We start from the raw sequence: 14799 nt of genomic DNA, 5'->3' as shown, positions 1-14799 counted from the left end.
GTTTCGCCGCAGGAACACTCGCGTTCGGCGCGGTGTTGTGCCAGCGTCGGATCAGTGGCGGCGCGAGACGAGGAGGTGGGTCATGGATCTTCTGGCGGAGTACCGGCGGGCGACCATGTTCTTCGAAATGGGTGACGCGTCCGGAGCGGTCCGGCTGCTGGAGCCGATCGTCGAGGCCGAGCCCGGTAACTCCTCGGTACGGCAGCTGCTGGCCCGGGCGTACTTCCAGACCGCCCAGCTCCACCGCGCCGAGGAGCAGCTGCGCGAGCTGGTCGACCGGGACCCCAGCGACCACTACGCGCACCACGTGCTCGGCCGGACGCTGGAGCGGATGAACCGCCCGGCGGACGCGCTGCGGCACCTGCGTATCGCCGCCGCGATGCACTCGACGAACACCGACTACACGACTGCGCTGCGCCGGGTGGAGAGCCGGGTCAGCGGCGGTCGCTGACCGCGTCGGCGAGGGGGAGGGTGGGACTCACCCTTCCCCCGGGCGGGTCTCCGTCTCGTCCAGGCCAGAAGCCGCTCGAACGGGCCGGATCTGGCGTACCGAGGACATCGCGGCCTGGGTCCGCGAGCACCGGCCGAACCTGGACGACGAAGCCTGAGGACTCCACGGCGGGGCCTTCGTGCGGACCTGGTCGTAGCATGGGGCTGCCATGGGAGCTGCGCAGGTGGAGGCGAAATGAAGCTCAAGCTGGACCTGCATGAGATCTTCAACAAGGGCCAGGACATCGACCGTGCGCTGCGCGGGATCATGGACGAGGCGGTGGCGAAGAAGGCCACCCTCGTCGAGATCATCCCCGGCAAGGGCTCCGGCCAGCTCAAGAAGCGGGTGCTGCGGTTCCTCGACCAGAAGGACGTCAAGCAGCTCTACCACCGCGTGGAGAAGGACTCGAAGAACTTCGGCCGCCTCTTCATCCACTTCCGCTGGAAGTAAGCGACGGGTAGGGGATCCGCCAGTTCTTGAAGTGTCCGATGACGAGGGCGTACCATTTTGCCGCTCCCGCAATGCATTCGATGGCCGATTTCTGTCATATCCGCGACAGTGTGCACATCCTCACGTCGCCACTCCGCGCCAATTTGACATATATGCGATCACAACGCGATCTAATTGACGAAACCAAGAATCTTCACACCTAAAACAATTTAGTCCGGATTGGCCTCAAGTTTCTCCATCCGCATAACGGTGAAATCCTCGATGGTCAAGTCGAACGACGTGGCTAGCCTCTCTAATTGCCAAGATCCACCCGAGAGGCAGGTACGGATGTCCTGGAAGTTACTACGTGGGCTCGTCGTGTCCACGACGTTCGCCGTGGCGGCGAGCATGGCTATGGCCGCTCCGAGCACGGCGGCGCTGACACCACCCGGCATCGATGCGCTGCTGTCGGTCGATGGGGCGGTCGGCCACGTCGGCGAGTTCAGTCCGGAGGTGGCCCGTTTGGTCAAGGGCGCCGGCATCGCCGCCAAGGAGCGGGCCCTGGCCTCGTACTGGACACCGGAGCGGATGCGTTCGGCCCGCCCTGCGGAAAAGACGATCTCCGCCACGATGGTCAAGGAACTGACAGCGTCCAGTCGGGCCGGTCGACCGCAAGGCGAGCCGTTCACTGTCCCCCCGGCCGAGCCGACGGTCGCGCCCACGCCCATCGGTCCGGCTGCCGGGCCGGCGACCAGCAGCGCGGCGACCGACATGACAATCAGTTCGACCCAGCCCCTCTACCCGATCGGGCATCCGGTGGCCCGCACCAGCGGCAAGGTGTTCTTCACGATGCGGGCAAAGGACTATGTCTGCTCGGCCGGCGTGGTCAACGCTACGGGTAAATCACTGGTCTGGACCGCTGGGCACTGTGTGATCACGTTGGACGCGAACGGAAAGAGGCACTGGGCCAGCAACTTCACGTTCGTGCCGAACTATCAAGACGGAAGCGCCCCCTACGGCCACTGGCCCGCGCTCATCCAGTATGCCGACAGCAACTGGGTATTCAACAGCGCTTGGAAAGACGACGTCGGCGCTGTCCTCATGTCGCGCAACTCGCTCGGCCAACGAATCCAGGACGTCGTGGGTGGCATGGGCATCACCTTCGGCCAGCCCATCCAGTACACCTGGGCTTTCGGCTACCCGGCGGGATCACCGTTCAACGGGCAGACCCTGTGGAAGACGAACGGCCCCGCCTATGACGACGGAGCCAGCATCATCTACATGGAAAACAACATGACAGGTGGCTCGTCCGGCGGCTACTGGCTTATCCAGTTCAACGGCAACACCGGTCTGATCAACGGGCACAACAGCTTTGGTTTGGACGCCATACCGGATCGCATGTACTCGCCGTACTACGGCCTGGCCACCAAGAACTTCTACCTGTCGGTCGAGTCGTTGACCGTCTGAGCAGCGGAGTAGGCAGCGATCCGGCAAGCGGGTGCCAGGTCGGGACCAACCCGGCCTGGCACCGAGCGGGCGAGGAGCACCGAGCGGGTCGCCGAGGAGCGCGGCCGGGGAGGGCGGACGGCCGCCCTCCCCGGCGACTCGGTCACAGCGGGTACGTGCGGGCCACCGCGAGCATCTCCGAGCTGTGCGAGCCGACCACCCCGACGCCCGGCGGGCGGGGCCGGAACCCGGGTACGCCGTCCAGGCCGTCGCTGGCGTCCATGGCCCGCAGCGTCGTCGGCCGGGAGCCGGCCGCGAGCACCAGCGTGATCTCGATCCCCTCCGCCGGTGGGGCGTGGAAGACGATCCCGAAGCCCCACTGCGCGCCGTCGGCGGGCCGGCCGCCGTCGATCCGCCGTCCGTTCACGGTCGCTGACTCGACCACGGTCGCGCCGTCGACGTGCAGGGTGGCGAGCCGGACCGGCCGCTGCGGGGTGAGCCGCACCCGCAGGGTGCGCTGCTCGCCGGAGCCCGAGCCCGAGCCCGAGCCGGAGCCCGAGCCGCTGTCGGCGAGGACCTCCAGCTTCGGCGCGGGCACGTTCGCCGCCTGGGCCGGACCGCCCCGCAGTTCGGCGTCACCCAGCCCGGGGAAGTCGCCGACCTCGGTCACCCCGTCGACGTACCCGTCGGTCCACGGCTGGGGGGCGGTCTCGCGGCTGAGCCAGCGGGCCTGTCCGGTGCCGGCGTCCAGGGCGTACATCAGGTGGGTGGGCACGGGGTGCGCGGCGTCGAACCGGTCGACGGAGAGCCCGACCCCGGCGAACACCGCCGCCGCGAGCCCGGCGGCGACGGCCGGCAGCGCGCCCGCCCGGCGGGCCCGGGCCGCGACCATGCCGCGCTGCCCGCCGGCCTCCGGGTGCAGCAGGTCCACCACCGGCAGCGCGGCGAGCCCGAGCAGCACCGCGAACAGGGCCGCGACGCCGCCCATCGCCATGCCGAGCGCCGGGAAGAGCAGCACCACGATCGGCAGCAGGATCACCACGGCGACCGCGCCGGCCAGGGTCACCGCGGCCACCGGCCAGGGGCCGTCGATCCGGGTGCCCAGCGCGACCAGCCCGGCCGCCACGCCGGCCAGGGCCGGCAGGGTCGTCAGGTACGCCCCGCCGGGCACCAGCAGCGCGAGCACCACGCCGAGCACCGCCAGCCAGCCCAGCCCGCCGATCGCCAGGGCGGCCGGGCCGACCCGGCGGCGGGTCAGCGCGTACCAGGCGACCAGGATCGCGGCGGCGAGCGCCACCACCGCGAGCCGGTACCAGGTCGGCCGGTACGGGTCGAGCAGCTCGGCGTAGCCGGGCCGCACGGCGGTGATCCCCGCCCAGAGCAGCTGCGCGGCCAGCGGGGCGGCGACGATCGGCACCAGCGCCAGCCCGAACCCGGCGGCCAGCCGCCCGTACGTGGTCCGGCCCCGCCGGCGGGCCAGCCAGCCGAGTGCGGCCACGGCGACCAGCGCCGCCAGCGCCAGCGGCAGCACCAGCCAGCTGGGGTAGCGGACCAGGCCGCCGGGGACCGGGAAGTACGTGGCGTCGTGCCCGGAGCGCAGGGCCGTCAGGTCGATGCGGCCGAACTCGCGGGCCAGCCCGAGCGCGTTGTCGCCGTGCTGCTGGAGGCTGGCCCGGTCCATCGCGGCCGGGGTGTCCAGCGGGGTGTGGTAGATCGCCCCGCCGTCGATGTACGCCGAGTTCAGCCCGACGAACCCGGCCCGGTCGAGGAACGCGGTGAAGTCGGTGTCGTTGGGCAGCGCCCGGTAGATCTCCACCGCGAACGAGGTGCCGATGGGGTGCGGGGCGGCCCGGCCGAAGACGTCCACCAGCTTCGCGTTGTCCCGGGACGTCTCGAACATGATCACCGGGCCGGTGGAGCCGCGCGCCTCCAGGTTGAGCACCACCCCGCCGTCGGCGGCGAGCGGGTGGTCCGCCGCGAACGCGGACGCCCCGCACAGGCACGCCTCCTCGGCGTCGGTGAGCACGAAGACCACGTCGTTGCGGGGGCGGGGACCGGCGGTCAGCGCCCGGGCCACCTCCAGGATCGTGGAGGTGCCGGCCGCGTCGTCGTTGCCGCCCGGCCCGGACTGCACCGAGTCGTAGTGGGCGACCAGGAACACCTTCCCGGTCGGGTCGGTGCCGGGCAGCCGGGCGACGACGTTGCGGACCCGGGCCAGGGTCGCCCCGGCGGCGGCCCCGCTGAGCTGGCCGGCCTCCTCGGCGACGGTGTCCTGCACCGTGGTCTCCAGGCCGAGGCCGCGCAGCACCGTCTCCACGTGCGCGCGGACCTGGTCGTTGGCCGGGCTGCCGGCCGGGTGCGGCCGGGCCGCGATGGCCTGCACGTTCTGGTACGCCCGCTCGGCGCTGAACGCGTCGGCCGGGGCGTCGGCGGGGGCCGGGTCGGGGGTGTCGAGGTCGTACGCGACGGTGCCGCCGACCGCGAGCAGGGCGGCGAGCGCGGCCAGGGCGGCGAGCGACCGGCGGCGGGGCCGGGTCAGCGCCCGGTCGGCGGCGCGGGTTGGGGGCGGTGCGCCCACGGGATCTCCTCGGGGGTGGGGCCAGGGTGGGCACCATCCTGCACCGCCGGAGCCTGCGGCGGGACTGCCCGTCGGGTCACTTGTTCCCCCTGCCACCCGGTTCGTGACGGACGGCATGCCGCCCGTGCCGAGCCCGTCGTGTTGTGTGCGACCGTTGTCTAATACAGGATCAGCAGGGCACTCGGAAGGAGCCCGACATCACCAGCGATCTTCCGCGCCTCGCGGCGGTGACCCGGCCGTACCGGGGGTCCGGCTCTGCCGGTCCCTCCGTTGTGCCGTACCCGCACGGTGGCCTCGGTCGGCACCCAAACCTGCCGCCCGGCGAGCGGCTACGGGTGCTGCTGGTCGAGGACGACGAGGGCGACGCCTTCCTGGTCGGCGAGCTGCTCGCCGAGACCAACTCGATGATCGAGCTGTCGGTCGCCAGCAGCCTGAGCGAGGCCCGGCAGCGGGTGATGGGCGTGGACTGCGTCCTGCTCGACCTCGGCCTGCCCGACGCCCAGGGGCTGGACGGGCTGCGCCAGGTGCTGGACATGTCCAGCGGTGCCGCGGTGTGCGTGCTGACCGGCCGCTCCGACGAGCACCTGGGCATCGTCGCGGTCGCCGAGGGCGCGCAGGACTACCTGGTCAAGGGCCAGGTCGACGGCGTGCTGCTGACCCGGGCGCTGCGCTACGCCGTGGAACGCAAGCGGGCCGACGAGAACGCCCGGCGGCTGCGCGAGGTGGAGCTGCGCCAGGCCGAGTCGGCCCGGCTGGAGCGGGGCCTGCTGCCCCAGCCGCTGATGTCGACCGACCAGGTCGCGGTGCACACCTTCTACCGCCCCGGCCGGCACGCGGCGCTGATCGGCGGCGACTTCTACGACGTGGTGCAGACCCGGCCGGACCGGGTCGACTTCATCGTCGGCGACGTCTGCGGGCACGGGGTGGACGAGGCGGCCCTCGGGGTGGAGCTCCGGGTCGCGTGGCGGGCACTGGTGCTGGCCGGGGTGCCCGACGACGAGGTGCTGCCCGCCCTGGAACAGGTGCTGATGAGTGAGCGCCGGCTCCAGGAAATCTTCGCCACGGTGGCCACCGCCCGGCTCGACCTGGCCCGCAACGCCGCCACGGTGCGGCTCGCGGGGCATCCTCCGCCGCTGCTGCTGTCCGGGGGTAAGGTCGCGCCGGTGCCGGCGCCGGGCGGCCTGCTGCTGGGCGTCCGACCGCGCCGGCCCATAGCCTTCGACCTGGAGTTCGACACCGATGACTGGTCCCTGCTGATGTACACCGACGGCCTGATCGAGGGCCGGGTGGGCGACGGCGACGAACGGCTCGACGTCGCCGGCCTGGCCACCCTGCTCGGCGAGCCGGACAATCTCGCCGTGCCGCTGGCCGAGCTGCCGGCCTGGCTGGTGGGGCGGGCGGAGCAGATCAACGGGGGGCCGCTCGCGGACGACGTCGCCATGCTCCTGCTGACCCGGGGCGGTGGCCGGTGACGGCGCGGCAGCCGAGCTGGACCCTGCGCCGCCGGGTCGTCGCGCTGCTCGCCGTGGTCGGCGTGCTGCTGGGCGTCTCGGTCGCGGTGGAGATCGCGGTGGCGGCGAAGAACCGGGCGCACATCCACACGCTGCTGGACCGCACCGGCCCGCTGCGCATCCAGTCGCAGGAACTGCTGAACGTGCTGGTCGACCAGGAGACCTCGGTGCGCGGCTACGCCGTCACCGGCGACCGCGAGGACCTCGAACCGTACGTCCAGGGTGCCGAGCGGGAGCAGCAGCTCTACCGGTCGATGGAGCCCTTGATCGATGTCCACCCGGCGCTTGCCCGGGAGCTCGGGACGGTCAAGGCCCAGGCCGCCGACTGGCGGCGGACGATCGCCGAGCCGGTGGTCGTCGCCACCGAGCGGGACGGCACGGCGGCCGGGCAGGCGTTGATTACCGACCAGGCCCGGCAGCGCTTCGACGCGATCCGGGCCTCCGTGGCCGAGCTCCAGCAGGGCATCCTCGACCAGCGGGAGAAGGGCGCGGACGACATCTACCGCACCAGCTCCACCCTGGTGGTGTTGCTGATCGCGGCGGCGCTGGTGGTGGTCGTGGCCGGCGCGGTGCTGCTGATCTCGCTGAACCGGATGGTGGTCCGGCCGCTGACCAGCCTCGCCGAGCAGGTCCGGGAGGTGGCCGAGGGTGACTACCAGCACCACATCGCCGGGTCGGGCCCCCCCGAGTTCCAGCAGCTCGCCGCCGACGTGGACGCGATGCGCCAGAAGATCGCCAAGGACCTGGCGGAGGTGCGCGAGGCCCGGGAGAGCATCGAGTGGGTCAACAGCCAGCTCCAGAAGCAGGCCGAGGAGCTGGTCCGCTCCAACCGGGACCTGGAGCAGTTCGCGTACGTCGCCTCGCACGACCTGCAGGAGCCGCTACGCAAGGTGGCCAGCTTCTGCCAGCTCCTCCAGCGCCGGTACGCGGGGCAGCTCGACGAGCGGGCCGACCAGTACATCGCGTTCGCCGTGGACGGCGCGCAGCGGATGCAGCGCCTGATCAACGACCTGCTGGCGTTCTCCCGGATCGGCCGGCTCACCACCGGCTTCACCGAGGTCGACCTGAACAAGGTGATGGGCGACGTGGCCGGGCAGACCGAGTCCGCCCGGCAGTACGCCGACGCCGAGCTGACCTGGGGCGAGCTGCCCACGATCCGCGGTGAGGAGCCGCTGCTGACCAACCTGCTGGCCAACCTGGTCAGCAACTCGATCAAGTTCCGCCGCCCGGACGTGCCGCCGAAGGTGCACGTCTCCGCGCGGCTGGTCGACGACGAGTGGGAGATCCGCTGCCAGGACAACGGCATCGGGATCGAGCCGGAGTTCGCCGACAAGATCTTCGTGATCTTCCAGCGGCTGCACTCCAAGGACGCGTACCCGGGCACCGGCATCGGCCTGGCGATCGTCAAGAAGATCGTCGAGTACCACGGTGGCCGGGTCTGGGTGGACACCGACACCGCCGAGGGCACCGCGATCCGGTTCACCCTGCCGGCCCTGCCCGAGGACGTGGAGGCGGCGCGGGCGGCCGAGCAGCAGGCCGCCGAGGCCCCGGCCGACGAGGCGTCGGACGCCGTGGAGTCGGCCGCCGCCGTGGAGTCGGCCGCCGCCGTGGAGTCGGCCGCCGCCGTGGAGTCGGCCGCCGCCGTGGAGCCGGCCGTCGAGGGCGTGGCCGGGGTGGAGCCGCCCTGCCAGGGCGGGTCACGGGTGGAGAGGGCCGACGAGGCCTCGCAGAGCGACAGCACGGGTGGCGTTAAGGAGACGGTGACATGACCGCACCGGCGGACGGCAAGAGCCCGATCGAGGTCCTGCTGGTCGAGGACGACCCGGGTGACGTGTTGATGACCCAGGAGGCGTTCGAGGAGCACAAGCTGCGCAACCGGCTGACCGTCGTCTCCGACGGCGACGAGGCGCTGGCCTACCTGCGGCGGGAGGGTCAGTTCGCGGACGCCGTCGCGCCGGACCTGATCCTGCTCGACCTCAACCTGCCCCGCCGCGACGGCCGGGAGGTGCTGGAGGAGATCAAGCAGGACGAGAAGCTCTGCCGCATCCCGGTGGTGGTGCTGACCACGTCCCAGGCCGACGAGGACATCCTGCGCAGCTACCAGTTGCACGCGAACGCGTACGTCACCAAGCCGGTGGACTTCGAGCGGTTCATCTCGGTGGTCCGGCAGATCGACGAGTTCTTCGTCAGCGTGGTGAAGTTGCCGCCGCGTGGCTGACACCCTGCTGGACGACGTCGCGGAGCTGCTGCACCGGGCCGCGGCGGACGTAGTGCTGCCACTGTTCGGAAAGCTGGACGTCGCCGACGTCGCCGAGAAGGCACCCGGCGAGCTGGTCACCGTCGCCGACCAGCGGGCAGAGGAGCTGATCAGCGCCGGGCTGCGCAGGCTGCGCCCCGGCTCGCTGGTGGTCGGCGAGGAGGCCGCAGCCGAGGACCCGGGCCTGCTGGATCACCTGCGCGACGACGGGGACGTCTGGCTGGTCGACCCGATCGACGGCACCTCGAACTTCGCCGCCGGGAAGCGGCCGTTCGCCCTGATGGTGGCGCTGCTGACCGATGGGATGCCGGTCGCCTCGTGGGTGCTCGACCCGCTGGCGGAGACGCTGGCCGTCGCCCGGGCGGGCGAGGGGACCCTCGTGAACGGCGGCCCGGTGCGCACCGCCGAGGAGGTGCCGCCGCTCGGTAGCCTGCGCGGTACCGCGATGACCCGGTTCCTGCCGCCGGAGGCCCGGCGGCGCGCCGAGGCCGGCGGGGAACGAATCGGCGAGCTGCTGCCCGGCCAGCACTGCGCCGGCCGGGAATATCTCGACCTGCTCGTCGGCTCCCAGCAGTTCGTGCTCTTCTGGCGCACCCTGCCCTGGGACCACGCCCCGGGGGTGCTGCTGGTCCGCCAGGCAGGCGGGGTGGCCCGCCGGTTCGACGGCAGCGAGTACCACCCGGCCGAAGAGGGCCAGGGCCTGCTGGTCGCCGCGAACGATCAGGTCTGGGCCGAGGCCCTCGACGCCCTCGACCTGGCCTGACCGGCCCGCTTCGCGACGGGTCGGCGACCCTGCTGGCCTGCCCGACCGGGCGGCGATCCGGCCGGTCCGACCGACCCGCTTCGCGACGGGTCGGCAACCCTGCGTCAGCATCGACATTTGGTGATATCGCGGGCCTGGCAGCGGGCCGCCGGTCCGGTATCCTGACCGGCGGTCTCCGCCCAGCAGGCCGCCACCCGGCGCCGGTGGAGGACGCCGCCGCGCCGAGGACGACCGGGGCCGGCGGTCGAGGGAAGGGACGCTGCCCGTGCCCAGTACCAGCCTCATCCGGCGTCGCGGCACCGGGCCGCTGACCGTGCTGCCCGGCCGTCGCGGCCGGCGGCCGCTGACAGTGCTGCTGGTCGCCGTCGCGCTGCTGCTCGGCGTCGGCGCGGTGCCCGCCTCGGCCGAGCCGAACGAGGGCGGGACGAAGCAGCTACGCGAGGCGCTGGAGGCCGCCGCCAAGGGGCACATCGAGGCCAAGGCGAAGCTGGACAACTCCAAGCGCCGGCAGCAGTTGCTGACGGGCCAGCTCAAAATCGTCGAGACCCGGCTGGTGGAGCTGAACGCGCAGGTCAGCGAGGTGGCCGTGCAGTCGTACCGGCTGGGGCGGGTGAGCGCTCCGGCGCTGCTGCTGCAGAGCGCGTCGCCGGAGTCGTTCCTGCGCCGCGCCGCCGAGCTGGACGTGATGGCCCAGCGGGACAGCCGCCGGCTGCGCGACCTGGCCCAGGGCCGGGACGAGGCGACCCGCGCCAAGATCGGCATCGACACCGAGGTCCGCGAGCAGCTGAAGCAGCTCGCCGCGCTCGCGAAAAAGAAGCGGGAGGCCGAGAAGGCGCTGGCAACGGTCAGCTCCGGCAGCGGCGCCGGGTTCAGCGGCGGCTCCTCCTCGGCCAAGCCGGCCCCGCGCAACTCCGACGGGTCCTGGCCCTCGGAGTCCTGCTCGGTCAACGACCCGACCACCTCCGGCTGCATCACCCCGCGCACCCTGCACGCCATGCAACAGGCCAAGGCCGCCGGCTACAAGCGGTACGTCTCCTGCTTCCGCAGCGGCGGCGGCGGCGAGCACCCCAAGGGGCGGGCCTGCGACTTCTCCGCAGCCACCAGCGGCTTCAAGGACGAGACGGCCAGCGGCGGCGACAAGGCGTACGGCGACAGCCTGGCCAACTACTACAAGAACAACGCCAGCCGGCTCGGGGTGCTCTACGTGATCTGGTACCGGCAGATCTGGATGCCGAACACCGGGTGGCGGGCGTACAGCGGCAGCGGCAGCCCCGCCGCCGACCACACGAACCATGTTCATCTCTCGATGTACTGACCCGGACTGCCCGGTCCGCTGCGTACCATCGCGACGGTGAGCAGCTCATCCTCCGACGTCGCGGTGGAGCCGGCGCGGCCCGCGCCGCCCGCCGGCCGCGCCCTGCCCAACGGTCTCGCCGCGTTCCTGGTCTTCCTCTCCAGCGGCGCGGTGCTGGTGCTGGAGACCGTCTCGCTGCGCCTGGTCGGCCCGTACGTGGGGGTCACCCTCCAGGTCACCAGCTCCGTCATCGGCATCGCGCTGGCCGCGATCGCGTACGGGGCGTGGACCGGCGGCTGGCTGGCCGACCGGCGGGACCCGCGCACCCTGATCGCCCCGGCGCTGGTGCTCGCCGGCATCGCCACCGCGATCACCCTCCCGGTCGTCCGGTACGCCGGCGAGCTGCTGCGCGGCGGGGCGGCCAGCGCCGTCCTGCTGCTCACCGCGCTCGCCGTGTTCGTGCCGGCGGCGCTGCTCTCGGCGGTCACCCCGCTGGTGGTCAAGCTCCAGCTCGCCGACCTGCGGCGCACCGGTCAGGTGGTCGGCCGGCTCTCCGGCATCGGCACGCTCGGCGGCATCACGGCCACCCTGTCGACCGGGTTCGTGCTGGTGGCCGCGCTGCCCAGCACCGCGATCGTGCTCGCCCTGGCGGTGCTGCTCGGCGTAACCGGGCTGGGCCTGGGGGCGTACCTGCACCGGCGGGGGCGTGCCGGGCTGCCCGGTCCCGGCCGGGCGAAGGTCGCGGCGGCGGTGCTGGGGCTGGTCGGGGCGGGGCTGACCACGGTCGCCCCGAACCCGTGCGACGTGGAGACGGCGTACCACTGCGCGTCGGTGGAGACCGACCCGGATCGCCCGTCCGGGCGGACGCTGCTGCTCAACTCCGCCCAGCACTCGTACGTCGACCTGGCCGACCCGACCTACCTGAAGTACGCGTACACGCAGTGGATCGGCGCGGCGGCCGACGTGGCCGCGCCGGCCGGGCAGCGGCTGGACGCCCTGCACCTGGGCGGCGGTGGCTTCACCGTGCCGCGCTACCTGACCGCCACCCGGCCCGGCACCGGCAACCTGGTCTTCGAGATCGACGGCGAACTGGTCGAGCTGGACCGCGAGAAGCTCGGCGTGCGCGCCGGCCCCGACCTGCGCACCGAGATCGGCGACGCGCGGATGCTGGTCGGCCGGGAGGCCACCGACAGCCGCGACCTGGTGGTCGGCGACGCCTTCGGGCACCTCGTGGTGCCCTGGCACCTGGCCACCCGGGAGATGGCCGACGAGGTCAACCGGGTGCTGCGCCCGGGCGGGATCTACGTGCAGAACGTCATCGACTACCCGCCCGGCCGGTTCGTCCGCAGCGAGCTGGCCACCGTCGCCGCCGTGTTCCGGCACGTCGCCCTGGTCGCCCCGCCCGACGCGGTCGCCGGGCTGGTGGGGTCCAACTTCCTCATCGTCGCCTCCGACGCGCCGCTGCCGCTGGCCCCGTTGCAACAGCGGGTGTCCGGGCTGCCCGAGGTGGCGGGCGTGCTCTCCGGCGAGGTGCTGGACGCCTTCGTCGGCGACGCGCTGGTGCTCACGGACGACTACGCCCCGGTGGACCAACTGCTCGCGACCGCCTGATCGGGTGATTGGTCGACCGATTCTGACCGTCGAGGGTTAGGAATGCCCAGGTCGGGCAAAAGCTCCGACCATGGGTGGAGCGGTCCGTAACGGCGCACAGCTGCTCGGTGAGCGGTACCGGCTGATCGAGCAGCTCGGCGCGGGCGGCATGTCCGTCGTGTGGCGAGGGTACGACGAGGTGCTGGGGCGGCAGGTGGCGGTGAAGGTGCTCGCCTCCCGGCTGGCCAGTGACCGGGCGTTCCGGCACCGGATCCGGATCGAGGCGCAGGCCGCCGCGCGGCTCTGCCACCCCAACATCACGGGAGTGTACGACTACGGCGAGTCCGAGCAGGTCGGGCTGACCGTGCCGTACGTCGTCATGGAGCTGATCGACGGCGGCCCGCTGAGCGCCCGGCTCGGCCGCGCCGGGACGCTGCCCTGGCGGGAGGCGGTGACGATCGGCGCGGAGGTCTCCTCGGCGCTGGCCACCGCGCACGCCCGGGGCGTGGTGCATCGGGACGTGACCCCGGGCAACGTCATGCTCACCTCGACCGGGGTGAAGGTGGTCGACTTCGGCATCTCGGCGCTGACCGGGGAGAGCGAGAAGGGGCCGGACGGCACCCTGCTCGGCACCCCCGCGTACCTGGCGCCGGAGCGGCTGGACAACGGCCAGGTCTCCCCGGCCACCGACGTGTACGCCGTCGGCCTGCTGCTGTACCGGATGCTCACCGGCCGGCTGCCCTGGCAGGCGAGCACCACCACCCAGATGCTCCGCGCGCACATGTACGCCGAACCGGAGCCGATGCCGGCGGTGCCGGGGCTGCCCGACGAGGTGGCCGAGCTGGTGCGCCGCTGTCTGGCCAAGAGCCCCGCGGACCGCCCGGCCACCGCCGAGGTGGCCCGTACGCTCGCCGAGGCCGCCGGGATGCTGGCCGCGGTGCCGGTGTCGCCGGCCCCCGGGTCGGCCGGCGGGACGCAGCTCGACCCGGCCGTGCTGGCCAACGCCGGCACCACGATCCTGCCCTGGTCGACCGACACCGACGCGCTGCCGTTCTCCGGGCGTACCCGCAGCCGCCGGGCCGCCACCCGTCGGCGCAGGGTCGAGGCGGGGGTGGCGGCGGCGGGCCTGGTCGCGGTGACCGCGACGATGTGGGGGGTGACCTCCCGCAGCCCGGCCAGCGGCGGCGTGGACCAGCCCACCGAGGCCCGGATGGGGCTGACCGGGCCGCCCCCCTGCGCCGTCGACTACGCGCTGCGCAAGGACTCCGGCAAGGACTTCTCGGCCGAGCTGACCCTGACCAACAGCGGCGACCGCGAGCTGCGGGACTGGACGATGAGCTTCACCTTCCCCGGCCAGCAGACGGTGACGAAGGCCGACCCGGCCGTCCGGCAGCAGGGCCGCACCGTCGAGGTCCGGCCTGCCGCGACGCAGGCGGCGCTGGCCCCCGGCGCGGCCCGCAAGGTCGCCCTCGCCGGCCGGTACACGGGGACGAATCCGCTGCCGGTGGAGTTCCGCCTCGGCGATGCGGCCTGCCGGGTGCAGGTCTCCGGGGTGGCCGGGTCGGTGCCGGCCACCGCGCCGGCCACCAAGGCCCCGGCGAAGCCCACCAAGAAGAAGGCGACGGTCGCGAAGGCCGGCTCCGGGTCTTCGGGCACCTCGGGCGGGAGCGGCTCCGGCGGCGGGTCCAAGGCGAAGGCCGAGAAGCCCGCGAAGCCCGGCAAGGCCAAGGGGGCTGACAAGGGAAAAGGACAGTGACCGCGGGGAAGGGGGCCGGAAAGGGCAAGGTCAAGGGCACGTGACCGGTCAGGTCAGCGAGGCGAAGCGCTGCACCTGGGCGATGCTCCCCTCCACGACCAGCACGCTGCCTGCGGTGAGCACGGTGGCGGGGTCCGCGTACCGGAACCGCTCACCGGGCAGCTTCGCGCCGACCACCATCACCCCGTAGCGGTCCGCCGGGGCCAGCTCGCGCAGGGACCGCCCGACCAGCGTGTCCGGCACCCGGACCTTGGCGATGGCGAAGTCGTCGCCGAACTCGATGAAGTCCAGCATCTTGCTGACGATGAGGTGCGCCACCCGCTCACCGGTCTCCGCCTCCGGGAAGATCACATGATGGGCGCCGACCGAGGCGAGGATCTTGGCATGCTTGTCCGAGGTCGCCCGGGCCCAGATCTGCGGTACGCCCAGCTCGGTCAGCGCGAGGACGGTCAGCACGCTGGCCTCCACCGAGGCGCCGATCGCCACCACCACCCGCCGGAAGCCGGTCACCCCGAGCTGGCGCAGCGCCCCCTCCTCGGTGGCGTCCGCCTGCACCACCCGGTCCAGGTACTGGGACCACCTCTGCACCTGGCCGGCGCCGCGGTCGATGGCGAGCACATCGTGGTCGAGCTGGGTCAGCGACGTGGCCAGGTGGCAGCCGAACCGCCCGAGACCGATCACCGCG

At 72.6% G+C, this 14799-nt stretch carries 12 protein-coding genes; 10 read left to right on the top strand and 2 right to left on the bottom strand.

Annotated elements, in window-relative coordinates:
* The first annotated feature begins 82 nt into the window (after positions 1 to 82).
* The 3 genes from OG617_RS10845 to OG617_RS10835 all read left to right on the top strand — a co-directional run bounded on the left by OG617_RS10845 (position 83) and on the right by OG617_RS10835 (position 2386).
* A complete protein-coding gene (locus OG617_RS10845) occupies positions 83 to 451 on the top strand; it encodes a tetratricopeptide repeat protein (protein WP_405100926.1) in 369 nt (122 codons plus the stop codon).
* Between the two features lie 234 nt (positions 452 to 685).
* Positions 686 to 940 carry a Smr/MutS family protein gene (locus tag OG617_RS10840; protein WP_320069257.1) on the top strand — a complete coding sequence of 85 codons (255 nt, stop codon included), beginning with the start codon at positions 686 to 688 and terminating at the stop codon, positions 938 to 940.
* Positions 941 to 1297: 357 nt separating this feature from the next.
* Positions 1298 to 2386, top strand: a complete 1089-nt coding sequence (locus OG617_RS10835; RefSeq protein WP_405100923.1) for a hypothetical protein — start codon at positions 1298 to 1300, stop codon at positions 2384 to 2386.
* A gap of 142 nt (positions 2387 to 2528) precedes the next feature.
* Here the strand turns inward: OG617_RS10835 and OG617_RS10830 are convergent, their stop codons facing one another.
* The gene (locus tag OG617_RS10830) at positions 2529 to 4943 is read right to left on the bottom strand and encodes a M28 family peptidase (protein WP_405100921.1); all 2415 of its coding nucleotides are present in this window, start codon (positions 4941 to 4943) and stop codon (positions 2529 to 2531) included.
* 272 nt (positions 4944 to 5215) lie between these two features.
* Between OG617_RS10830 and OG617_RS10825 the strand changes: the two genes are divergently transcribed.
* The 7 genes from OG617_RS10825 to OG617_RS10795 all read left to right on the top strand — a co-directional run bounded on the left by OG617_RS10825 (position 5216) and on the right by OG617_RS10795 (position 14114).
* Positions 5216 to 6415 carry a PP2C family protein-serine/threonine phosphatase gene (locus tag OG617_RS10825; protein ID WP_405100919.1) on the top strand — a complete coding sequence of 400 codons (1200 nt, stop codon included), beginning with the start codon at positions 5216 to 5218 and terminating at the stop codon, positions 6413 to 6415.
* A complete protein-coding gene (locus OG617_RS10820; protein WP_405100917.1) occupies positions 6412 to 8223 on the top strand; it encodes an ATP-binding protein in 1812 nt (603 codons plus the stop codon). Before OG617_RS10825 ends, OG617_RS10820 begins: the two co-directional genes overlap by 4 nt.
* The gene (locus OG617_RS10815; RefSeq protein WP_405100915.1) at positions 8220 to 8672 is read left to right on the top strand and encodes a response regulator; all 453 of its coding nucleotides are present in this window, start codon (positions 8220 to 8222) and stop codon (positions 8670 to 8672) included. Before OG617_RS10820 ends, OG617_RS10815 begins: the two co-directional genes overlap by 4 nt.
* Entirely contained in the window at positions 8665 to 9474 is an 810-nt protein-coding gene (locus OG617_RS10810) for an inositol monophosphatase family protein (RefSeq protein ID WP_405100913.1), read from the top strand. Before OG617_RS10815 ends, OG617_RS10810 begins: the two co-directional genes overlap by 8 nt.
* Before the next feature lie 352 nt (positions 9475 to 9826).
* Complete coding sequence (locus OG617_RS10805) at positions 9827 to 10789, top strand: coiled-coil domain-containing protein (protein ID WP_405103614.1); 963 nt, start codon at positions 9827 to 9829, stop codon at positions 10787 to 10789.
* Positions 10790 to 10825: 36 nt separating this feature from the next.
* Positions 10826 to 12379, top strand: a complete 1554-nt coding sequence (locus OG617_RS10800; protein WP_405100911.1) for a fused MFS/spermidine synthase — start codon at positions 10826 to 10828, stop codon at positions 12377 to 12379.
* 70 nt (positions 12380 to 12449) lie between these two features.
* The gene (locus OG617_RS10795) at positions 12450 to 14114 is read left to right on the top strand and encodes a protein kinase domain-containing protein (protein ID WP_405100909.1); all 1665 of its coding nucleotides are present in this window, start codon (positions 12450 to 12452) and stop codon (positions 14112 to 14114) included.
* A gap of 48 nt (positions 14115 to 14162) precedes the next feature.
* On the opposite strand, the gene OG617_RS10790 is transcribed toward OG617_RS10795, so the two are convergent.
* The gene (locus tag OG617_RS10790; protein WP_405103612.1) at positions 14163 to 14792 is read right to left on the bottom strand and encodes a potassium channel family protein; all 630 of its coding nucleotides are present in this window, start codon (positions 14790 to 14792) and stop codon (positions 14163 to 14165) included.
* Positions 14793 to 14799: the final 7 nt, after the last annotated feature.

The sequence above is a fragment of the Micromonospora sp. NBC_01412 genome, assembly GCF_045040215.1.
Classification (GTDB): Bacteria; Actinomycetota; Actinomycetes; order Mycobacteriales; family Micromonosporaceae; genus Micromonospora; species Micromonospora rubida.
Note: the sequence above shows the minus strand (reverse complement) of the source record. Positions and strands in the feature narration are given on the sequence as shown.